22 protein-coding genes and 1 other annotated feature are annotated in these 22,563 nt (G+C 53.2%); of the genes, 9 read left to right on the top strand and 13 right to left on the bottom strand.

Going from position 1 to position 22,563, the window contains the following annotated elements; genetic code table 11:
* Positions 1-28: 28 nt before the first annotated feature.
* The 7 genes from dnaX to WN53_RS14480 form a co-directional block, all read right to left on the bottom strand.
* Complete coding sequence (gene dnaX / locus WN53_RS14510; RefSeq protein ID WP_024484409.1) at positions 29-1,981, bottom strand: DNA polymerase III subunit gamma/tau; 1,953 nt, start codon at positions 1,979-1,981, stop codon at positions 29-31.
* Positions 632-696, bottom strand: a sequence feature (DnaX frameshifting element). Its footprint overlaps the gene before it by 65 nt.
* A gap of 352 nt (positions 1,982-2,333) precedes the next feature.
* Complete coding sequence (apt, locus tag WN53_RS14505) at positions 2,334-2,885, bottom strand: adenine phosphoribosyltransferase (RefSeq protein WP_021180126.1); 552 nt, start codon at positions 2,883-2,885, stop codon at positions 2,334-2,336.
* Between the two features lie 147 nt (positions 2,886-3,032).
* Positions 3,033-3,413 (bottom strand): DUF454 family protein, encoded by a 381-nt coding sequence (locus WN53_RS14500; RefSeq protein WP_021805456.1) that lies wholly within the window; start codon positions 3,411-3,413, stop codon positions 3,033-3,035.
* A 74-nt stretch (positions 3,414-3,487) separates the two neighbouring features.
* On the bottom strand, positions 3,488-4,222 hold the full coding sequence (locus tag WN53_RS14495) for a GntR family transcriptional regulator (RefSeq protein WP_024484408.1): 735 nt from the start codon (positions 4,220-4,222) through the stop codon (positions 3,488-3,490).
* A 57-nt stretch (positions 4,223-4,279) separates the two neighbouring features.
* Positions 4,280-5,320, bottom strand: a complete 1,041-nt coding sequence (locus WN53_RS14490; RefSeq protein WP_024484407.1) for an ADP-ribosylglycohydrolase family protein — start codon at positions 5,318-5,320, stop codon at positions 4,280-4,282.
* On the bottom strand, positions 5,317-6,294 hold the full coding sequence (locus WN53_RS14485; RefSeq protein WP_024484406.1) for an aminoimidazole riboside kinase: 978 nt from the start codon (positions 6,292-6,294) through the stop codon (positions 5,317-5,319). Before WN53_RS14485 ends, WN53_RS14490 begins: the two co-directional genes overlap by 4 nt.
* 1 nt (position 6,295) lies before the next feature.
* Positions 6,296-7,627, bottom strand: a complete 1,332-nt coding sequence (locus tag WN53_RS14480; protein WP_024484405.1) for an MFS transporter — start codon at positions 7,625-7,627, stop codon at positions 6,296-6,298.
* A gap of 367 nt (positions 7,628-7,994) precedes the next feature.
* Here WN53_RS14480 and priC point away from each other — a divergent pair, with 367 nt between their 5' ends.
* Both priC and rsmS read left to right on the top strand, forming a co-directional pair.
* Positions 7,995-8,531 (top strand): primosomal replication protein PriC, encoded by a 537-nt coding sequence (gene priC / locus WN53_RS14475; protein ID WP_024484404.1) that lies wholly within the window; start codon positions 7,995-7,997, stop codon positions 8,529-8,531.
* A 132-nt stretch (positions 8,532-8,663) separates the two neighbouring features.
* Positions 8,664-8,843: a pleiotropic regulatory protein RsmS gene (rsmS, locus tag WN53_RS14470; protein WP_021180129.1), complete on the top strand. Its 180-nt coding sequence runs from the start codon at positions 8,664-8,666 to the stop codon at positions 8,841-8,843.
* A 30-nt stretch (positions 8,844-8,873) separates the two neighbouring features.
* Here the strand turns inward: rsmS and mscK are convergent, their stop codons facing one another.
* From mscK to acrR, 3 genes are all read right to left on the bottom strand, one after another.
* Positions 8,874-12,266 (bottom strand): mechanosensitive channel MscK, encoded by a 3,393-nt coding sequence (gene mscK, locus WN53_RS14465; RefSeq protein WP_037412007.1) that lies wholly within the window; start codon positions 12,264-12,266, stop codon positions 8,874-8,876.
* Positions 12,267-12,362: 96 nt separating this feature from the next.
* Entirely contained in the window at positions 12,363-12,716 is a 354-nt protein-coding gene (locus tag WN53_RS14460) for a DsrE/DsrF/TusD sulfur relay family protein (protein WP_024484402.1), read from the bottom strand.
* Positions 12,717-12,737: 21 nt separating this feature from the next.
* Positions 12,738-13,385: a multidrug efflux transporter transcriptional repressor AcrR gene (gene acrR / locus WN53_RS14455; protein WP_024484401.1), complete on the bottom strand. Its 648-nt coding sequence runs from the start codon at positions 13,383-13,385 to the stop codon at positions 12,738-12,740.
* Positions 13,386-13,527: 142 nt separating this feature from the next.
* Here acrR and sdeX point away from each other — a divergent pair, with 142 nt between their 5' ends.
* The 4 genes from sdeX (at position 13,528) to ykgO (ending at position 18,442) form a co-directional block, all read left to right on the top strand.
* The gene (gene sdeX / locus WN53_RS14450) at positions 13,528-14,709 is read left to right on the top strand and encodes a multidrug efflux RND transporter periplasmic adaptor subunit SdeX (protein ID WP_024484400.1); all 1,182 of its coding nucleotides are present in this window, start codon (positions 13,528-13,530) and stop codon (positions 14,707-14,709) included.
* Between the two features lie 17 nt (positions 14,710-14,726).
* A complete protein-coding gene (gene acrB, locus WN53_RS14445; RefSeq protein WP_024484399.1) occupies positions 14,727-17,873 on the top strand; it encodes a multidrug efflux RND transporter permease subunit AcrB in 3,147 nt (1,048 codons plus the stop codon).
* A 158-nt stretch (positions 17,874-18,031) separates the two neighbouring features.
* A complete protein-coding gene (locus tag WN53_RS14440; RefSeq protein ID WP_024484398.1) occupies positions 18,032-18,289 on the top strand; it encodes a type B 50S ribosomal protein L31 in 258 nt (85 codons plus the stop codon).
* A gap of 12 nt (positions 18,290-18,301) precedes the next feature.
* Positions 18,302-18,442: a type B 50S ribosomal protein L36 gene (gene ykgO, locus WN53_RS27330; protein ID WP_071784952.1), complete on the top strand. Its 141-nt coding sequence runs from the start codon at positions 18,302-18,304 to the stop codon at positions 18,440-18,442.
* A gap of 108 nt (positions 18,443-18,550) precedes the next feature.
* Here ykgO and WN53_RS14435 read toward each other — a convergent pair whose 3' ends face one another.
* The 3 genes from WN53_RS14435 to WN53_RS14425 are packed head-to-tail and all read right to left on the bottom strand — an operon-like array spanning position 18,551 to position 21,004.
* Positions 18,551-19,429 (bottom strand): metal ABC transporter solute-binding protein, Zn/Mn family, encoded by an 879-nt coding sequence (locus WN53_RS14435; RefSeq protein ID WP_024484397.1) that lies wholly within the window; start codon positions 19,427-19,429, stop codon positions 18,551-18,553.
* 25 nt (positions 19,430-19,454) lie between these two features.
* Positions 19,455-20,312 (bottom strand): metal ABC transporter permease, encoded by an 858-nt coding sequence (locus WN53_RS14430; protein ID WP_024484396.1) that lies wholly within the window; start codon positions 20,310-20,312, stop codon positions 19,455-19,457.
* Entirely contained in the window at positions 20,312-21,004 is a 693-nt protein-coding gene (locus tag WN53_RS14425; RefSeq protein WP_024484395.1) for a metal ABC transporter ATP-binding protein, read from the bottom strand. Before WN53_RS14425 ends, WN53_RS14430 begins: the two co-directional genes overlap by 1 nt.
* Positions 21,005-21,383: 379 nt before the next feature.
* Between WN53_RS14425 and WN53_RS14420 the strand changes: the two genes are divergently transcribed.
* The 3 genes from WN53_RS14420 (at position 21,384) to WN53_RS14410 (ending at position 22,517) form a co-directional block, all read left to right on the top strand.
* Positions 21,384-21,737: a hypothetical protein gene (locus WN53_RS14420; protein ID WP_024484394.1), complete on the top strand. Its 354-nt coding sequence runs from the start codon at positions 21,384-21,386 to the stop codon at positions 21,735-21,737.
* 157 nt (positions 21,738-21,894) lie between these two features.
* Positions 21,895-22,263: an Hha toxicity modulator TomB gene (gene tomB / locus WN53_RS14415; RefSeq protein WP_021180141.1), complete on the top strand. Its 369-nt coding sequence runs from the start codon at positions 21,895-21,897 to the stop codon at positions 22,261-22,263.
* Positions 22,264-22,313: 50 nt separating this feature from the next.
* On the top strand, positions 22,314-22,517 hold the full coding sequence (locus WN53_RS14410) for an HHA domain-containing protein (protein ID WP_021180142.1): 204 nt from the start codon (positions 22,314-22,316) through the stop codon (positions 22,515-22,517).
* Positions 22,518-22,563 lie beyond the last annotated feature (46 nt).

Genomic DNA, 22,563 nt, shown 5'->3' with positions numbered 1-22,563 from the left:
TAGCATTGGCCGCGCACTGTGCGCCGCGTTAAATAGGGCGAATACTCTCTTCATCCAGATCTGCATCGAAGAACCGACGCAGGGTCTGGATATTGGTATCCGCAACGATGGACTGGCGAGCCTGTGCCAGTTTTTCTTCATAAATGGCTTGCCGCCACTCCAGCGGAGTCCGCTCCGCCGGATTATCGTCTTCCACCACGCTGAGTTCAACCGTGCGGCCATGTAACTCACTGAGTGCCTGCGCCAGCGTCTTCTGCGCCGAAGGCGAATTCAGATGACGCTGCGAAGACCGCAGGTGGAGACAAATGCTGTCCGGTGCCAGCTGCTGCTTAAAGGCGTTTAACGCCAGTTGCTGCACCAGTTTCGGTATTTTTAGCTGGTCGATCTCTGCCGCCCAAGGATCGCGCTCGATGGACTCAACCACCAGTTTAGCCGACAGCTCAGGCGTTTTTTCATGTTCGAGCGCCGTACGCAACGCTTTTGGCGTAGCCAGCGGTTCCGGCGCGGCTTCAGGTTCGGTAAGCGCGCGCCAGCGATAGGCCTCCGGCTTGGCCGGTTTCTCCGTCACGATCTTTTCGGCCTGACGCTTCTGGCTGCGTTCGGTTACCGAGGCTAAACGCTCTAGTGCCGAGTTAGCCGGCCGCGCTATTCCTGGCGCCGCCGGCTCATTCTTTTTTGCGGTGGATGCCCCCTGTTGCCGCAGCAACTGGGTTCGCGCTTTAAGTAATTGCGCGGTAGCATCCGGTAAATTGGTTGGTTGAGTATTCTGCGGCGGCGCAGCCTGCCCTAAGGGAGGCGGGGCATCCGGATAGGGTGAAGGTGGCGCAACGGCCATATTCCCCTGTGGCTGTGCGGGCGCGATCTGCACCATGGCCACCGGCTCCGGGATCACCGCTTTTGGGTGAAACGCCAGCGCGCGCAGCAGGGTCATCTCAACGCCCATACGGCGATCCGGCGCATAGGCCAGCTCTTTGCGGCCAACCAGCAAGGTTTGGTAGTAAAGCTGTACGTCCGTTGGCGGCAGGGTGCGCGCCAGCCCACGTAAGCGTTGCTCAATGGCAGCGTAATGGTTATCCAGCACCGCGGGTAGCAGTTGTACCATCGCAATGCGGTGCAGCAACGCCAGCGTTTCCACCAGCAGGTTTTCCCAATCCACGCCGCGTGACGCCGCCTGGGCGACCTGCGCCATCACTTTTTCGCCGTCGGCACTCACCAGGGCTTCCAGGATGGCCAGCGGCTGCTCATCATCCAACGTCCCCAGCATCTGGCTGACGGTGTCGGTCGTCACCTGCCCTTGCCCCATGGCAATCGCCTGGTCGGTCAGGCTGAGGGCATCACGCATACTGCCATCTGCGGCGCGCGCCAGCAGTTGCAACGCGCGGGCATCGCTGGTGATGTGCTCTGCCAACAAGACGGTTTCCAACTGGGTGCGGATTTGTTCCACGTCCATTGCTTTAAGATGGAATTGCAGGCAGCGGGAAAGAATAGTGACCGGCAGCTTCTGCGGATCGGTGGTCGCCAGCAGGAACTTGACGTGTGCAGGCGGCTCTTCCAGCGTTTTCAGCAACGCATTGAAGCTGTGGCGCGAGAGCATGTGGACTTCATCGATCAGGTAAACCTTGAAACGGCCACGCGCCGGGGCGTATTGCACGTTATCGAGCAGATCGCGAGTATCTTCCACTTTGGTTCTGGAGGCGGCATCGATCTCGATCAGATCGACAAAGCGCCCCTGCTCAATCTCACGGCAGTTATCACATTGGCCACAGGGCGTCGCGGTGATGCCTGTTTCGCAGTTCAAACCTTTGGCCAGCAGCCGCGCAATGGTGGTTTTACCCACGCCGCGTGTGCCGGAGAACAGATAGGCGTGATGGATCCGCCCCAGAGAGAGGCCATTAGCCAGCGCCGTCAGGACATGCTCTTGTCCGACAACCTCTGCAAACGTTTGGGGGCGCCACTTACGGGCAAGAACCTGATAGCTCATTAAGACTTCATCACTGATTTATGGAGTAATTTCAACCCAAGTAGTACATCACAACGTCAAGGACATCGCCATGTGAGCAGCCTGCTGGGTACCGAGGTTGAACCGATACCCTTTATCGTCCGATGGCCACTCACACTTTAGTGTAACAGTACGCCCGCCGTCATTCCTATAACTTTGCATCATGCCTGCCAGGTGCAAACCTGTTAGCCCGTCAACATAGGGAGCGCTTTGGCGTTTTTAGCAAGGACTGATGGGGGCGAAACAGAAAATGTCAGAAAACAGCGGAGAATACGAAGAAGTCGTGGTTATACGTCAACCCCGCAGCGAACCGCGGGGTTGTCTATCGAAGGTATCAATGCCCGGCGAAGTCGAGCAGGCAGTAGCAATTAATACCCAGATTATTCAGGCGCGTTTCGCCCCCGAGGTCCGGCAGATTGATAATAAATGCCGCGTCTGTCACTTCACCACCCAAACGGCGGATCAGCGTGGCGGTGGCTTCGATCGTGCCACCGGTGGCCAGCAGATCGTCAACGACCAGGACTTTGTCGCCAGCAACAATAGCGTCGGTGTGAATTTCCAGCTTGTCGGTGCCGTATTCCAGCTCATAGCTTTCGCTCAGCGTCGCACGCGGCAATTTGCCCGGTTTGCGTACCGGCACAAAGCCAACGCCCAGCGCCAACGCCACCGGTGCGCCGAACAGGAAACCACGCGCTTCAGTACCCACCACCTTGGTGACGCCCGTATCGCGGTAACGTTCGACCAGCAGTTCAATACTGGAAGCATACGCCAGCGGGTTTTCCAACAGGCTGGTCACATCACGGAACAGAATACCCGGCTTCGGATAGTCGGGAATGGTTTTGATACTGTCTCTAATATACTGAAGCTGTTGCGCAGTCGCGGTCATAGTTATTGCCTGATAAAACTACCTGATAACTTCCACACAGGCCTTCAACCACCACGCTTTGAACAAAAAAACGGCGGGAGGAAACCTGCGCACGAAAACGCCCAAATCTATGCAAAAAGGCGGATAAATGCAACTGACGCCGCACGATCAGCGCTGTTTTTGTTGCGGCAGGTCAATAACTGGCAGCCGGAGCATAAAGGTCAGCAAAATAACCAGGATCGCCAGCAGTACACCTCGCACCCACCAAAGGTTCACCAACCAGAGGGAAGCGGCAAACGTCACCACAATAACCAGCACCGCTTTCCACTTGGCTCCGGGCGGTAACGCCTTATGCTGTTGCCAATGGCGCAAATAAGAACCGAACCAGGAGCGATACAGCAACCAATGATGAAAACGCGGTGAAGAACGTGCAAAGCACCAGGCAGCCAGCAACAGAAATGGGGTCGTTGGCAGCAGTGGCAGCACCACGCCCAACGTTGCCAGCACCACGGCTAACCAACCCAGTATAATCAACAACCAACGAGTCATGCTGTCTCTTCTTCACCGCTATTTGGTGGCACCCTAGCGCTTGGCGGCCAACTGCAAAAATCACCAAGAGCGCATTACTGATAATGAATTTCACCGAAGTAGTCTGATAAGACACTATAACGGCAATATTCAAAAGGTTCATTCTCATCGCGGAGGAACGTCTGACGTGCGACCGATAACAGCGGCATATCAGCACTAATCTGCAAACGTTCACATAATTCAGGCGAAGGCATAACGGCGTCAATCTTCTCCACCGCAGAACCGATGGTGATCTGATAGCGGTTTTCCAGCAACTGATATAACGATTGCTGTGCCAAATCCTCTGGCACCAGCTGCAAACCGGGGAAAAACGACAGGTTAATGTAAATCTTTTCGTGGTTGAACGGCTTGCCTTTGGCATAGCGAACGCGGGAGATAAACAGATACTTGTTCTTGGCTGGCAGATTCAGACCATCCAGCAATGCCTCTTTGGCACTGCGTGGTGCCACCATCAGGATCTGGTTTTCTATGCGTATCTGGGAAAAGCTCAGGTCAGAGGTGATACCGCGAAACGTGTGGCCATAGCTTACCCCTTCCGGTAATGCGTTCACCACCGAACCCGTGCCGCGCTGCGAGACAATGATCCCGCTGTCTACCAAATCATTCCAGGCCTGTTTGACAACAATGAGCGAAACATCAAACTGACGCGCAATTTCCTTTTGCGTTGGTAAGCGATCGCCGAGGCTATAAGTGCCATCAAGGATCTGATGGCAGATGATCGAATACAACTGCTTATACAGCGGCGTATAGCTCGCCTTGTCTACCACCACCTGATGACCTCATCTTGTTTACTGGGGAAAGAGCCTGCCCCTTCCCCTATCTGGCTTTTATTGCGTGATTGAACCCGCTAACGCCTCCAGAGAAAAGTGGTTCATACGATCCAGGATACTCAGGTAGTCTGCGGGCAATGCTGCTGCACCGTGGAATGCGCCTGAGATGGCACCCACCATGGTAGCAACCGTATCCGTATCATTGCCGATATTAACTGCGGAAACAATAGCATCAACCGGATTGGCGGCGCTGCAGGCGAACAGGCCAAAGGCAGCCGGTACCGCTTCACTGACATGCAACCCGGTGCCGATGATATCGTTAAGTTCGACAATTGCCGTTTCCCAATGCAAGTGGCGTTTGCCAATGGCGACGGCCAACTCGATTCGCCGCCCCACGGATGGCCCGGCTATCGCTGCTGCTCCCTGCTCGGCAGCCAGTACCAGCCCCTTATCGGCACCGTAAATGCCGGCAGCAATAATCGAATCGCGGCTGGCCGAAGTGGATAAGGCCTCGCTGATCGCCGCTGCCATGGCTGCAGCCCCCGACATCGCCAGCACGTTGTTATGGGTAAAGCGGGCAATATCCAGAGCGCATTCGATCGCCCGATCAATCTCTGCCGGGTGTAATACCGCCGCTGGCCAGATTTTCATCGCCGAACCGTTGGTTGCGGCAGCATTGCCTCCGTTGATAATCTGCACCGACTGCTTCTCACCTTCCAGTTCCCCCTGCAAAGAAGTGCGATTATCGTCAAAAATCGCCTTCATCGCCGCACGTGTTGTGGGACCAGTAAAGTTGGCATAAAAAGGATAATCCAGCCAACGTTGGAAGGCTTCCCTCATTGCCTTATCTGAAACCTGACGCCCATGCGCCAGCAGGGCGTCCATAATATATTTCGCCTGAAGGAAGTCATCGGTGCACATCCCAGCCTCGTTACAACGACCAAAGGTATCCGCCGGAGGCTTGAGGAAAGTCGTCACCCAGCCACCAAAAGTGTCCTTGATTTGTTGTTGCGTGCGTACTTCCGTCGCCGCTCCCATCGCATCGGCCGCAGCTGCGCCAATCAGGCAACCCAGTACTTTGTCATAATTTGCGTTCATTCAAGTCTCCTTGGTGTGTCATTTGCAACAGCAGCCTGGCTGGAAGAGGCCGCATGAAACTCCGCCAGTTGTCCAGCAGTAGGTAAAGCAGTCATGGCACCTTTCTGTGTCACCGCCGCAGCGCCGCAATAGTTGGCGGTCAACAGGGCATCGGCCAGTGATTGATGACGCCAGTTCGTTTGTTGTGCCAAGTGGCTCAGCAAACCTCCGACAAAGGCATCCCCGGCTCCCGTGGTATCAATAGCCTGTACCGCAATAGCTGGAGAATAGTGTTCCTGTCCCTGATGGATGACGTAGGCCCCCTCGGCACCGAGAGAGATCACCGTCGTCTTACAGCCCAAATCACGGACATAGTAACGAGCACTTCGCCAGTCCGACTGAGCTGACAGGCGGCACAGCTCGTCGGCAGAAATCTTGCAGATATCGGCCTGCCCGATGGCGCTAGTCACCTGCGGTAGAATCTCCTCAGGCCGATCCCACATCGCCTCTCGCAGATTGACGTCAAACAGCACCGAGCCTCCTGCCCGTTGCATTTGGCGCGTTCCAGCCAGACAGGCGTTACGCGAAGGCTCCCGGATAAGCCCGATGGAGTTGAAATAGAACCACTCATTTGCAGCGAAAACCGGCAGGTCCTGTTCGCAGACAAAGCTATCGGCACTGGGAGTCACCAGATAGCTGAAGGAACGCTCACCGTCATCCTCCAGCGATACGATCAGCACGGCAGTTTTTAATGCGGGATCGAGACGTAGGCTGCTGATATCCACCCCTTCGCGCCGCAGAGTTTGTGCCAGAAAATGGCCGACCGGATCTAGCCCCAAGCGGCCAATAAACCCACACTGCCCTGCCAACCTGGCCACACACACCGCCACATTGGCAGATGCGCCGCCAGGGCATTTCAGATAACGCTGTTGATCATCAGGCACCAGATCAACCGATGCGTCGCCAATCACCCATATCTTGTTGTTACTGCTCATCTCACCCTCGCTTGGCTAAGGCCAGTTTCAACTCAGCATAATAGTGATTATTGATGACATAACGTTTCATCAATAGGCCGATGATTAAATGGAACAACGCCGGAATTATCGTCATCATCATCGCAATACCGGTTAATGCATTGCTGGTCTGCTGAACATCGGGTTGATAGCCGAAATGACTCAGCAGGAATCCTAATAATCCACCAGCGATCCCCATGCCAAATTTTTGGAAGAACAAAATGCCACCAAATGCCAGACCGGAAACTCGTTTGCCGGTTTTATTTTCACCATAATCGACGGCCTCAGCAATGGAGGACCAGAATATCGGCATCTGCATGTCGCAAAAATAGTTAATCAGTAAATAGAATACGAAGGCCAGCCACAGGTTATTTTGTCCCACCAGGAAGAACATGCCCAGGCTTAAAACAAAGGTCATCAGTTGGGTATAACGGAACAGCTTTATTTTATCGTATGCCCGGGTGATATAGGTGGTGGAGATCATGGCCAGTATCGAGGCCACAACCCCTACGGTCAGGAAAGGCGAAATCAGGGCATCGCCACCGTTAAGGTAATACTTGGCATAGTAGGCGGCTACGGAACCGCGGATAACATAGCCGCACATCAGTAACATGATCACTATGCCCAGCAGTAACCACTGATCGTTGCGCAGCAACAGCCTGAACTGCTCGGGCAATCGCATGGTGGGAATTTCTGGGCGGCTGCGTTCACGGGTGGTCATAAAGCAGAAGATGAACAGCACCGCTCCCATCACACCCATCAAGCCCATCGATAGTTGATAACCATGTGCCTTGCTGCCCTGACCAAGCCATACCGCCATTAGCGGCACGACAATGGTCACCAGGAACGCCGCAATTTTGGTCATCACAAACCGGTAACCATTGGCACTCAGCCTCTCCAGCGGGTCGTCGGTAATGACCCCAATCATGGAAATATAGGGAATGGTGATCGCCGTATAGATCACGGTCATTAAAATATAGGTAAAGTAGGCCCACGCCAATTTTGCGGTATAGCCCACATCCGGCGTGATAAACATCAGATAAACGGCAAAACCAAACGGAATGGCGAACCACAATAAGTAGGGACGATAGCGCCCCCAGCGGGTATTGACTTTATCGGTTAATACTCCCATCAGCGGATCGATAATCGCGTCAATCAAGCGCACAACCACAAATAAGACGCCAACGTCAGCGGCATGTAAACCATAAATATCGGTGTAGAAATACGCAAGCAATAACTGCATGGCGATAATAATGATATTAATCGCCATATCACCGGCGCCAAATCCTATCTTTTCGAGGACTGATAATTTCATGTGAGCACCTTTTATTGAGATCTGTTAACGATATCGACTGTTAACAACAGGTCACTTTTTATTGGTCAATGCCAATCGCGAATGCCACATAACGCTTATCCGAACGGCAGTTATCTTCCGCCTTGTTCAACGGTGGATAATTTTCCCTGAAATGTTGGCACAGACTCAGTGTACCCTTAAGGATAAAAACATAAAGGTATACCGTTATGCTTTTTTGATCGACATCACAAAGATTTTCATCCAGAGTATCCGGCTAATGACTTCTGCCCGCTCCCGGTGCGGGTTTGGTAGAAAGACATTTGCCGCTTGTCTGATCGCCCTTTCACGGGCAAGCTTAGGCACTTACTGCCTTATCGAAGGATCTCACGTGACTACGCACCGCTTATTACAGGCGCTTGAACAACAGATCGCCGCCCTGGCCAGCGAAATCCAACCGCGAGGTGATACCCCGATCTCGCAGGCGCGGTTTGACGTTGCCCTGTTCTCCAACCACGGCACGCGGTTACGAGATTATCTGGCCGAGATACAAAAGAACTTTGCCCAGCTACAAACGGCGGTCAAAGACAACCGTACCGCTCACGTCGCCTTTCTGGCAGAAAAGCTGGTGGCACAGCTCACCGCGTTACAGCGCGAAATGGCGACCCAGACAATACGGCGTAAAAATCAGCCAAAGGAAGTGGCGGTGGTCGATTTGTACCATAAGCTCGCCGAACATCAGGATTATGAACGCCGCCTGATCGCCATGATCCAGGACCGTGAAAGTCTGTTAGGGCAACAGACCACCTTCGCCGCGCAGAAGAAATTACAACAGGAACTGGCCGCATTCGAGGGCAGATTAGTGCGTTGTCGGCAAGCGTTGGCGCGCATAGAGCGCAGTATCGAGAGAAAAGAAAACGGTTTTTGAATATTTGTCACATTATTTTAATGATTATTCCCCTCCCCGCGCCAGGTTCACTATACTCAGCCAAAGCACAATCCCGTCTCTCCCGCGTTTAAAACACGGGAAGAACCCTTTACTAACACAAACGTTGGACTTATGTCGCTAGAGAATGCCTCCCCAGAATTACAACTGGCGGTAGACTTGATTTACCTGCTGGAATGCAACGAGATCGATCCGGCAACGGCGCTGGCCGCGCTGGATATCGTCAGAAAAGACTATCAGGAAAAGATGCAGCGTGCGGGCATCACCTCACCATATTTGCCCGCGGGCCAATGATCATGGCCCGCTAGCGTTCTTGTCAGGTTCCTACACCGCGGGTTGATCACCGATGCCTGGAACCTGCGTCCGCTTGACCTCCTGCACTTCGTTGCCCTGCTGATTATGCAGATACACTTCCAACTGGTTGAAGGCGATATTAATGTCGTTCTCACGGCATAGGCGGTCAATCGCCCGGTTCAGTTCATCCACGGTATAGCTACGATCGCGCAGCTCACGCACGTATAACCGCAGCTCATGATCCAGCGTGCTGGCGCCAAAGTTGAGGAAAAAGACCATCGGCTCAGGATCCGTCATCACGCGCGGGTTTTCATGCGCCGCTTGCAACAGCACCGCCTTGACCTTGTCCAGATCGGAGCCATAGGCCACCCCCACTTTAATCAGCACGCGGGTAATGGTGTCTGACAGTGACCAGTTAATCAGCCGCTCGGTGACAAACGCTTTGTTAGGAATGATCACTTCTTTGCGATCAAAGTCCGTAATGGTGGTGGCGCGAATACGGATCTTGCTGACCGTCCCGGAGTACGTGCCGATGGTGATGGTATCGCCGATCCGCACCGGGCGTTCAAACAGAATGATCAGGCCGGAAACAAAGTTGGCAAAAATCTCCTGTAAACCGAAGCCCAAACCTACCGACAGCGCCGCCACCAGCCACTGGAGTTTGTCCCAAGAGACGCCCAGCGATCCTAACGCAGTGATGGTCCCCACCGCCGTAATCAGATAGGTCAGAATGGTGGTGATGGCGTAAGACGCCCCCTGTCGCAGCTGCAGGCGGGATAACACCAGCACTTCCAGCAAACCCGGTAGGTTACGCGTCATGACGTAAGCGACGATCACCGCCAGGACGGCCACCATCATATTGCCCAGCGTTACCGCCTGCGGTATCACACTGCCCGCCACGCTGCTGGAGTAATGCCATAGGGTAACGCTGTCGAGGTAAGAGATCACCGTTACCAGATCCGACCATATCGCATAAAACGCACTGGCGAAGATCAGAAACAACACCATGGTGGTCAAACGCAGCGACTGCTGGTTGATTTGATCCAGCGCCAGAGGGGGTTCCTCTACCGGTTCGTTGCCTTCGGCTCCCTCTTTCTCTTTGGCCTGGTTTTGGCGGCGCGCCAGGGCACGGCGATAGGCCAACCGACGAGCTGCGACGCTCAGGCCACGGATCGCTGCCAGATAAACGATATTCCACAGGAAGTACAGATACAGGCTATCGATCCAACGGCCAGCCAAACGTAACGTGGTATAGAAGTAACCGGCAAACATCAGCCCTAGCAGGATCACCGGTGTGGCAGCCAGCGCGGTGACCATCAGCAACCGCACCTTATGGGAGTCTTTTTCACGCCAATGGTCGCGGCAGATGGGGAACACCAGCACCGCTAGTAGCGCCAATGTCAGGATCACCACCACCTGACCAATGACATCTTCGACCAATCTCAGCGGTGCTTTTTCTCCCAGCACTGACCAGAAGATCAGCGGTAACAGGGCAAGCCCCAACCTTAGGGTCTGGCGGCGATAGTGCGCACAGCGATCGGCCGGGATATTAAAATGCCGCTGCGAAATACCACCCGGAGCCAGCATGCGGAAAGTGAAGCCAAACACCAGCCAGAACAGCGCCAGCTGTTGTGACAAGGCCCAGATAAAGTCGCTGATGCTGAAATCGGCCCGATAGAACCAGAATCCGGCACCGAGCAGCAGTAAAGAACCCGGTAACACCTTTAATAAGGTGAGCAGAATGGCTTTCGGCGTATGCAGTTGGCTATCGCGCTTTAGCTGGCCGACGTCATTGGCCAGCTTTTGCAGATGCCTGTCAATCAGGCGGTAGCGCCAGCGCAGTAGGCCAATCACTACCAGCAATGGGATCAGGAACACCAGGGCATGCAGCCCGCCTAACAGCAACTGCCCGGGTTCGAATTTAAATTCCAGCCCGGCCAGCTGTTCTTTCACCGCGCCAGGCAGCCCCTTGAGCCAAGCGAAATCGATAGGTTTGTTGCTGTTAACCCAGAAAATCTGCTGGGTCAGCGTGTCCTGTACCGAACTATAGACGCTGGTCAGTTGCTGTTGATTAATCTGCAGGTTGATAGCCAACGACAGTTGGTTATTGAGCTGCTTATTCAGTTGATCGAGCAGCTCACGGCGCATATCGACAATTTCATTCAAGGCGTCAAGCACGTCACCGTTGGCCTTTTCCTTACTGTCCGCCACCAGTTTGTTGATGAAGTCATCGCCCTTAAACAACTCATCGCGCTGCTGGTTGATCTCAAACTGCTCCAACCGTAAGTCCGCAATATGGGTACTCATATCCGCTACCAGTGTACCCGGCGGCAGGTTTTGCTGCTGCTGATAAAGAATGCGCGACAGCACCAGACTCCCCTTCAATACCTGGATCTGCTCTTTCAGGTTTTGTTCCGATTGCAGGCCGCGATCGAGCCAGTTTTTCACCTGAATATTTTGCTGGAACAGGGTATTACTCTCTTGCGTGGCGGTGATCAGCCGCTGGCTGATTTGACGGTTGATGTTCAGCTCTTTGCTCACCAGCTTGTCGCTCTGGATATCGCTGGCATCCTCAGGATTCTGCGCCTCTTTCGCCGTTTTTTCCGACAGCGTCAGCCGTTTGCTGTTTACCACATCCTGTAATACCTGCACCCGACGATCCAGGGCGTCGATGTTCATAGTGGTGTAATCGCGCTGCTTCTGGAGCAGATCCTGTAGCGTGGTATTAGCCTCCAACCTTCTTCGTTGCAGGTCTATCTCGTCATTCAGCAACACCTGCTCCGTATTAAGCATGACCTGTTGAGTGTTGCGTAACACCTCTTGCCCCGGCGCGCGATCGCTAAGGAGGTTACGGATTTCCTGCAGGCGCTGGGAGGCGGTGTACATACTACTTTGCACACGTTCGGGCTGGGTCTGTAATGAGATGAGTTGGCTGTTGTAGGTCGAGAGGCTTTCTTGCGTGTCCTGCAGTTCGTCCAACGTTTGGTACAGGCGGCTTTCCAACTGGCGCAGGGACAGCGGCAGCAGTTCGGCTCGCGTTACCGCTTCATCAGCCGGATTCTTCAGCGATTCCAGATCGCGCGTGACCTGCTGTAATTTGGCCGGTGCCTGCTGAACCTGCTGTTTAAGTTGATTGAGTTCTTGCTTGGTGCGTTCGAGGCCGTCCAGCAACTCCATCGTGCGGGTTAAATCCTGCAGGGATAGTTTTTCAACCGGCGTCAGGTTTTTTTGCTTGTTCAGCGCCTCAATCTGGCTCTGAATGTCGCTGCGCGCAGGGAGATCGCCGCTCTGTGCCGCGAACGCGCCCAAAGGCAGAACCAGCGCCGCCAACAACAAAAACCATAGTGTGATATTGCGGAATTGGCCCGCAGCGTAAGACAAGGAAACAGTTTGGACTACGGGGAGAATACGCCTGCGACTCATGATTTAACGTCGGTTTAACAATGAAGCGTCAAGGTTATCACGATCGCAGGTTGGCAATGAATAAGAAAAGCATTGCAGTTAATGAACCACAGGGGATCAGAAAGTCAGCACTTTCTCTGCCGCCAACGTCCACTGGGCCAATTCCACCAGCGTGCCAATTTCTACGCCATCGGCCAGCTTCAGTTGGCTGACGCCACGGGCATCGGCACAGGTTTTACACAGTTTGACCGGCACCTGCTGCGCCGTCAGAATCTCCAGCATCTGCTGCAAATGATAGCCTTCACGCGGCTGCTGCCCGGCAATGCCCGCCACAACCGCATCGGACATCAAAAACAGTTTCAACTGCAGCTCGGGCTGCTGTTCTTTCAGGGTGATCGCCAGACGTAGCGCATTGAATAACGATTCCTGGCCATAAGCCGCACCGTTGGCAATCAGTAACAGAGATGACATTGGGATTCTCCTTATCGAGGTCTACAGGACTGGCGCGTTCACACGTAAAGAAGGGCTAAGCTGCGCCATTTCGAGGAAGCTGTCGACCAAGATACTCGCCTCGGCTTTGAGATCAAAGCTTTCCGGCATAAACAGCCAGTTCTCCATCAGGCCGGTGATGTAAGCACGCAGGATGATTGCGGCCCGGCGGGTATGCAGATCGGCAGGGAGTTGCCCCTGATCCATGCTATTGCGTAAAACGCGTTCGATACGATCATAACCTTCAAGGTAAAGCACCTTGCGAGCGTCATGTAAGGGCATCATTTCACCGATAAATTCGCACTTATGGAACACGATCTCCATCAATGCCCGGCGCCGACAGTCATCTACCGTAGCGGTCAGAATATAAATCAGAATTTCTCTTAAAATACGCAGTGGATTATCGGGATACTTTGCCTGATACTCTAACTCCAGATCGCCTATTTTCGATTCTGAGAGCTCCCAAACTTCATTAAACAGGTCTACCTTGTTCTTGAAGTGCCAGTAAATTGCACCACGCGTAACCCCGGCAGCGGTGGCGATATCAGTCAAAGAGGTTGCCGAAACGCCACGCTCGGAGAATTCCCTCACTGCGGCGTCGAGGATCTGTTGTCGTGTTTCTTGCGCCTGCTGTTTGGTTTTTCGTGCCATGATGTTGTTTTTTAGGGGCGGTGTGATTTACATACATTCGCGAATGTATGTACCATAGCACGCAGATAAAATTAACGCAGCAATGGGTTTTAAAGCTTGTGATCCATTGATCAATTTGAAATCGGACACTTGAGGTTTTTCTATGAACAAAAACAGAGGGTTAACGCCTCTGGCGGCAGTTCTGATGCTTTCAGGCAGCTTAGTGCTTACAGGATGTAATGATAAAGAAACCCAGCAACAGGCCCAACACCAGGCTCCTGCCGTAGGTGTGGTGACGCTGAAAGCTGAACCTCTCAATATTACTACCGATCTTCCTGGTCGTACCGCAGCATACCGCATCGCCGAAGTTCGCCCTCAGGTTAGTGGCATCATCCTGAAACGCAACTTTACTGAAGGCAGCGATATCAAGGCGGGTGTTTCACTGTATCAAATCGATCCAGCGACCTATCAAGCCGCTTATGACAGTGCCAAAGGCGACCTGGCCAAAGCCCAGGCCGCAGCAGAAATCGCGCGTCTGACGGTCAACCGTTACAAGCCTTTACTGGGTACTAGCTACATCAGTAAGCAAGACTTCGATAATGCCAACTCTACCCTGATGCAGGCTAACGCTTCCGTGGTCGCTGCCAAGGCCGCCGTGGAAACCGCCCGTATCAACCTGGCTTACACCAAAGTGACTTCACCAATCTCTGGTCGTATCGGCCTTTCATCGGTAACCGAAGGGGCGCTGGTGACTTCCGGTCAGGCCAATGCGCTGTCTACCGTGCAACAACTGGATCCGATGTATGTCGATGTGACCCAGTCAAGCAACGACTATCTGCGCCTGAAACAGGAATTGGCTAACGGCACCCTGAAACAGGAAAACGGCAAGGCCAAAGTGAAGCTGCTGTTGGAAAACGGCCAGGAATATGCACAAGAAGGTTCGTTGGAATTCTCTGACGTGACCGTGGATGAAACCACCGGTTCCATCACTATTCGTGCCATTTTCCCTAACCCTAACGATGCCTTGCTGCCAGGTATGTTCGTGCGCGCCCGTCTGGACGAAGGCGTACGTAGCGATGCCTTGCTGGTTCCGCAAGAGGGCGTCACCCGTAACCCACGTGGTGAAGCTACCGCAATGGTTGTCGGTGCGGACGATAAAGTGGAAGTACGTACGCTGACCGCCGCGCAGGCGATTGGCAACAAGTGGTTGGTGACGGCTGGTTTGAAACCGGGCGATCGCGTGATTGTCACCGGCCTGCAAAAAATCAGGCCTGGCGTTCAGGTGAAAGCGCAAGAAGCTGATAGCAAGCCACAGACTGCGTCTGAACCCGAGAAGAAGTCATAAAAAGGAGCCGGTAATACATGGCTAAGTTCTTTATAGATCGCCCCATATTTGCATGGGTAATCGCCATCATCATCATGTTGGCGGGCATCTTGTCGATCATGAAGCTGCCTATTGCGCAATATCCGACCATTGCGCCACCAGCAGTCACGATCGCCGCCAACTACCCGGGCGCTGACGCCAAAACGGTGCAGGATACCGTGACTCAGGTTATCGAACAGAATATGAACGGTATCGATAACCTGCTGTACATGTCCTCCAACAGTGATTCGTCCGGTAACGTTCAGATTACGTTGACCTTCAACTCTGGTACCGACCCTGATATCGCTCAGGTGCAGGTGCAGAACAAGCTGCAGTTGGCAATGCCACTGCTGCCGCAAGAAGTGCAACAACAGGGCGTTAGCGTTGAGAAATCAAGCAGCAGCTTCCTGATGGTGGCGGGCTTTATTTCCGAAGACGGTAGCATGACGCAAGAGGATATCGCGGACTATGTAGGTTCCAACATCAAGGATCCTATCAGCCGTACCTCTGGTGTGGGTGACGTTCAACTGTTCGGTTCCCAGTACGCGATGCGTATCTGGCTGGACCCCAACAAACTGAACAACTACCAACTGACACCGGGCGATGTTATCGCTGCGATTAAGGTCCAGAACAACCAGGTTGCTGCAGGCCAGCTCGGTGGGACTCCACCGGTAAAAGGCCAACAGCTGAACGCCTCGATCATCGCGCAAACCCGCCTGACCTCGCCGGAAGAATTCAGCAAGATCCAGCTGAAAGTCAACCCGGACGGCTCGCAGGTGCGTCTGAGAGATGTGGCCAGAGTTGAACTGGGCGGTGAAAGCTACAACGTTATTGCTCGTTTTAACGGTAAGCCTGCTGCTGGTATCGGTATCAAGCTGGCAACCGGTGCCAACGCCCTGAACACGGCGTCAGAAGTCAAGGCAGAACTGGCCAAACTGGAACCGTTCTTCCCTGCAAGTCTGAAAGTTGTTTACCCTTATGACACCACGCCGTTCGTTAAGATTTCCATTAACGAAGTGGTAAAAACCCTGATTGAAGCGATCATCCTGGTGTTCCTGGTGATGTATCTGTTCCTGCAGAACTTCCGCGCTACGCTGATCCCAACGATCGCCGTGCCGGTAGTATTGCTGGGGACGTTCGCCATCCTGGCTGCGTTTGGCTTCTCGATAAACACCCTGACGATGTTCGGCATGGTGTTGGCGATAGGCCTGCTGGTGGATGACGCCATCGTGGTGGTAGAAAACGTTGAGCGTGTCATGGCCGAAGAAGGCCTGCCGCCAAAAGAAGCCACCAAGAAATCGATGGAACAGATCCAGGGTGCATTGGTGGGTATCGCCATGGTGCTGTCAGCGGTATTTATCCCGATGGCCTTCTTCGGTGGGTCAACCGGGGCAATCTATCGCCAGTTCTCGATTACCATCGTTTCCGCCATGGTGCTGTCGGTATTGGTCGCGTTGATCCTGACGCCTGCTCTGTGTGCCACCATGCTCAAACCGATCCCGAAAGGCGATCACGGCATCAAGACCGGCTTCTTTGGCTGGTTCAACCGCCTGTTTGAGAAGAGCACCCATCACTATACCGATAGCGTAGCGAACATTCTGCGTAGCACCGGGCGTTATCTGGTGATCTACCTGCTGATCGTGGTTGGTATGGCAGTACTGTTCATGCGCTTGCCTTCCTCGTTCCTGCCGGACGAAGACCAGGGCATCCTGCTGACCATGGTGCAAATGCCAGCGGGTGCTACTCAGGAACGTACCCAGAAAGTCCTGGACGAAGTTAACCGCTACTACCACGAGAAAGAAGGCGACAACATTAACTCGGTGTTCACCGTTAATGGTTTCGGCTTCAGCGGCCAGGGTCAGAACACCGGTTTGGCGTTTGTCAGCCTGAAAGACTGGTCTGAGCGTAAAGGTGAAGAGAACAAGGTGCCGGCAATTGCTGCCCGTGCAATGGGAGCTTTCTCGCAGATTAAAGACGGCTTGGTATTTGCCTTTAACCTGCCAGCGATTGTGGAACTGGGGACGGCGACCGGCTTCGACTTCCAGCTGATCGATCAGGCTAACCTGGGTCATGAAAAACTGACAGCAGCACGTAACCAGCTGTTGGGCATGGCGGCAGAGCATTCTGATTTGCTGGTCGGCATGCGCCCGAACGGCTTGGAAGACACGCCTCAGTTCAAACTGATCATCGATCAGGAGAAAGCACAGACGCTGGGCGTTTCCCTGAGCGATATTAATACCACCATCGGCACCGCGCTGGGCGGCTCGTATGTGAACGACTTTATCGACCGCGGTCGTGTGAAAAAGGTTTACGTACAGGCTGAAGCCCCGTTCCGTATGCTACCGGAAGATATTAATAACTGGTTTGTTCGTGGTAGCACCGGGCAGATGGTACCGTTCTCCTCCTTCGCCACGGCGAAATGGGAATATGGTTCACCGCGTCTGGAACGTTACAACGGCCTGCCATCGATGGAAATCCTCGGCCAGGCAGCACCGGGTAAGAGTACCGGTGAAGCGATGGATATGATGGAACAGCTGGCGGCGAAACTGCCAAACGGCGTCGGCTATGACTGGACCGGTATGTCCTATCAGGAACGTCTGTCCGGTAACCAGGCTCCGTCACTGTACGCCATTTCTCTGATCGTGGTGTTCTTGTGCCTGGCGGCTCTGTATGAGAGCTGGTCGATTCCGTTCTCCGTTATGTTGGTTGTGCCACTGGGCGTCATCGGTGCCCTGTTGGCCGCGACCATGCGCGGGATGGAGAATGACGTTTACTTCCAGGTAGGCCTGTTGACAACCATTGGGTTGTCGGCGAAGAACGCGATATTAATCGTGGAATTCGCCAAGGACCTGATGGATAAAGAAGGTAAAGGGCTGATCGAATCAACGTTGGAAGCGGTGCGTATGCGTCTGCGTCCAATCCTGATGACATCACTGGCCTTTATCCTCGGGGTTATGCCGCTGGTTATCAGCAGCGGCGCAGGCTCTGGCGCTCAGAACGCGGTAGGTACCGGCGTAATGGGCGGGATGGTGACAGCTACCGTCTTGGCAATCTTCTTTGTACCGGTGTTCTTCGTGGTGGTTCGCCGCCGCTTCAGCAAAAAGACTGAAGATCTGGAACACGCCCATCCGGTTAAGCATCACTGATGCTTTCCTGCTGACAACCAAGGCCGCGCAAGCGGCCTTTTTTATGCCTGCTATTTAGCCAACAGGCTCAACGCTGATTAACGTTATTTGGGGGTTGATCCCGATCCCAGAGAGGTGCATAATAATTGTTATAGTATAACATAACAGTTGAGAGCATCATGAAAACAGGCATCCATCCAGACTACCGTACCGTGGTATTTCACGATCTCAGCGCCGATACCTACTTCAAGGTGGGGTCGACCATCAAAACCGATCGCACTATCGAGCTTGAGGGTAAAAGCTGGCCCTACGTCACCATAGACGTCTCCTCCGCTTCGCATCCTTACTACACCGGCAAGCAGAAAGAGTTCTCAAAAGAAGGCAGTACCGCGCGCTTCCAGCAGCGGTTTGGCCATTTGGTTAACAGCAGAAAATAATCGGGGTTGATGATGCAAGTATTGAGTTCACTGCGTTCGGCGAAGAAACGCCATCCGGATTGCAAGGTTGTGCGCCGCCATGGCCGCATCTTTGTCATTTGTAAGTCCAACCCGCGTTTTAAAGCGGTACAGGGACGTAAGAAGAAACGTTAAGCCAAAGTATCATTAGTAGCCAAAGCCCCGTTGCTGCTCAACGGGGCTTTTTTATTGCCAAATGCCACGGCAAAGAGAAAAACCCACCGCACGCGGTGGGCATAAAATCTACTTCATGCTGCCAACAATGGCCTCGACGTTGTGTTTGAATGCCTGCACATAGCTGGCCGCCGGGCCTTGCGGTTTGGATAGTGCTTCAGGATACAGCTCACCTCCTGCTTTCGCCCCCGTTGCCGCCGCGATCTGCTGCACCAAGCGCGGATCCGTTTGATTCTCAATAAAGTAGGCATGGACTTTTTCCTGCCTGATCTGCTTGATCAACCCGGCGACATCGCTGGCACTGGCTTCAGCCTCGGTAGAAAAACCGACCGGGGCAAGGAAGGTGACGCCGTACTCTTGGCCAAAATAGCCGAAAGCATCATGGCTGGTCAGCACCTTGCGTTTTTGCTGTGGCACCGCCGCGAACTGGGCTTTGGCCCAACTATCAAGCTGCTGAAGCTGTTGAATATATTCACCGCCACGTTGGCGGAAATAGGCGGCGTCTTCAGGATCTGCAGCAATCAGCGCATTCATCACGTTGGTCGCATACTGCACGCCATTGTTCATGCTGTTCCAGGCGTGTGGATCGGTGACCTGTTTGCCCTCTTCTTCCATACTGCGCGAGTCGATCCCTTTGGATGCGGTGATCACCGGCCCCTGATAACCGGAAGCCTTCACCAACCGATCGATCCAACCTTCAAGCCCCAATCCGCTGACAAATACCACATCGGCCTGCGTCAGTTGCTTGCTGTCTTGCGGCGATGGCTCAAAGCTGTGCGGATCGCCATCCGGGCCAACCAGCGTACTGACCTTCACATGTTCGCCCCCCACCTGCTTGACGATATCGCCAAGAATAGAAAAGCTGGCCACGGCCTCAACGGTTTTCGCCTGCGCTAACGGGCTGGCGAGCAGAGCAGCTGCCACCAGCGTTATGGGTAAAGATTTCATGTTTTCTCCTTGCAGATAGCACTTCTCAATGACGCGCACGGCGCAACATCCCGCCACGCGTCCCAAACAAAATCGAAATTAAAAACATCACGCTGGCGCTGAGGACAATCGCCGGGCCTGCGGGCAATGAAGCGTAGTAGGACCACTCCAGACCAACCAGGCTGGCGAGCAACCCAATCCCCATCGCCACGGCCAATGTTTGTGGCAAATCTCGCGCCCAGAACCGGGCGCAGGTCGCCGGTAACATCATCAGCCCCACCGACATCAGGGTGCCAAGGATTTGAAAACCGGCCACCAGGTTGATCACCACCAAGGCGAGAAAAAGCCCGTGGATCCACGCCAGTGAGCCTGGTGCACTGACACGTAAAAAAGTGTTGTCAAAGGATTCAATCACCAGAGCCCGATACAGCACTGCCAGCATCATCAGCGAAATACTGGCGATAATGCCGACCATAACAAGCGCCTGCCCATCCACCGCCAGGATCGAGCCAAACAATACGTGCAGCAGATCAACGCTCGATCCGCGTAAAGAGACCAGTGTGACGCCCAACGCCAGCGACCCCAGATAGAAACCCGCAAAGCTGGCGTCCTCTTTTAACGGGGTTTTGCGGCTCACCAGCCCGGACAGCATGGCTACCGCCAGCCCGGCAATAAATCCCCCTACGCCCATGGCTACCAGCGACATGCCTGAAATCAGATAGCCGATTGCTGCACCGGGTAATACCGCATGAGAAAGCGCATCACCCACCAGGCTCATCCGGCGCAGCAATAAAAACACGCCTAGTGGTGCAGCGCTCAGCGATATTGCCAGGCAGGCAACCAATGCACGGCGCATAAATCCGAAAGAGACAAAAGGATCGAGCAGCAGATGGAATAGCGTCATTACGCGGCCCCCCTCTGATTAGCCGCCGTCGAATAATGCGCTAACACGCGCTCAGCGTTATCCCAATGGCAGCGTTCGGGGGTGAGCAACAGCGCTTCGGGGAAATGGTTGGCTACGGTAGACATATCGTGCAATACGGCAATCACCGTTCTTCCCTGCCGGTGTAACTGCGCAATCACCCGCAACAGCAGCTGAGTGGTTGCCGCATCGATGCCGGTGAAGGGCTCATCCAGTAAAATTAGTGGCGCTTGCTGGACCAACAAACGGGCAAATAGTACGCGTTGCAACTGCCCACCGGATAACTCCCCTACCGCCTCACGCGCCATGGAACTCATGCCCACGGTGTCCAACGCACCGGCAATTTGCTGCATGGAGCGTTTATTCACACCGCCAAACAGGCCGCTTTGCGGCCAGCAACCCATAGCGACCAAATCCTGAACCAGAATAGGAAATTGACGATCCAACTCCACCAGCTGTGGCAAATAGGCCATCGCCGGAGCCTTCCCGCCCGCAAAATGTAGTTTGCCGCCCAGCAGTGGATGCAACCCGGCCAACGACTTCAATAACGTAGATTTGCCGGCGCCGTTAACACCAATCACCGCCGTTAATGAACCGGCGGCAAAACAACCGCATAACGGTGGTAACAAAGGGGTTCGGCCATAACCCACGATGGCATTTTGCAGCGTTATCATGGCAGCACAACCGCCCACGCAATGGCTAGCCATAGTAAGGCCAGCAATACGCTAACGGCTGCGCAGCGCAAAATCGCGGCTGAGGTAAACAGGGTAACGGGAAGGAAAGGCAGCATGGTTATCGCCATAAAGATTACGTAAATGTAATAATATAACATCACATAAACTAGAGATCCTCAAGTCGTTCATGTGCCAATAATGCAACGGAACGTAACATTTTCAGGCTATCGAGCCGGTGCTGCTGGGTGAGTGGCAGAACTATCGAACGGTAAAAATCTCAAAGCTGGGTAAAAAAGCGTTATTCAGTGAAAAGTTTGCCCATCAAGGCTGGAAAAGGAGTAAGATAGAGGCATAGAATGTGATACAACCAGATATCCAAATGCTAGTGACGCTAAGCCGTTGTTCCGAAGTAGACACACTTTCTGTGAAACAATTAAGGAAAGTGGTCGGTAATCAATTATCTGACTTGGTACCGGCGCTCACCAGTGGGCTAAGCTTTTACTCCGAGAATGCACGCTATGTGGAAGGCTCATTAGAAATCATTGAGATTAACTGCATCGGTAATAGCGAGTATTCAATGAGTTACCGCTATCAGTGGTCGATTTTTAACGCATGCCTGGATATCAGTGGTGACGAATACATAAATGATTCTGTCACTTTTACCCTGACGGAAAAGGGTTTGGTGTTTGAGGTTATCGACAACTCACGGCCATCAACCGCTGACGAATTGTAAGTTTCGGTAATAGTAACAAGCTAGATGGCAAAAAATGATTTATATTTAATATGCTGAAAGTTTATTAAGCCTGAGCTAAGCTTTACAGCATATGATGTTAAGTCAATGTACTCACAGAGTGTTATCAACACCGAAATTAAGACTGACGGGGGATGATATGGATGAGTATTCGCCTAAAAGGCACGATATTGCTCAACTCAAATTCTTATGTGAAAATTTGTACGACGAAGGCATCGCTACCTTGGGTGACAGCCACCATGGCTGGGTTAACGATCCAACGTCCGCCGTCAATCTGCAGCTTAATGAGCTGATCGAACATATTGCTTCGTTTGTAATGAGTTTTAAAATTAAATACATGGACGAAGGTGATTTATCGGAACTGGTCGAAGAGTACCTCGACGATACCTATACCCTGTTTAGCAGCTACGGTATTAATGACTCCGATTTGCGTCGCTGGCAAAAAACCAAGGCACGCACATTCAGATTGTTCTCAGGAGAGGGCGTCTGTACCACGATGAAAACTTAGGGGATAATTATCCTCAAATAATTTTATGGTTAATAAGACTAAAGGTTATCATGACAAAAATTGACTATCTGATGCGTTTGCGTAAATGCACCACGATTGAAACCCTTGAGCGAGTGATCGAGAAAAATAAGTACGAACTCTCTGACGATGAGCTAGAGCTGTTCTACTCTGCCGCCGATCATCGCCTGGCCGAACTGACCATGAACAAGCTGTACGATAAAATTCCGGTCGCCGTTTGGAAATTTGTAAGATAATCAAAGTAGCCTTGCGTTGAGCCGATAATATTATCGGCCTCAATGG

This window comes from Serratia fonticola (assembly GCF_001006005.1).
GTDB lineage: Bacteria > Pseudomonadota > Gammaproteobacteria > Enterobacterales > Enterobacteriaceae > Chania > Chania fonticola.
The sequence above is the reverse complement of the archived record's forward strand: the minus strand, read 5'-3'. Positions and strand labels throughout refer to the sequence as shown.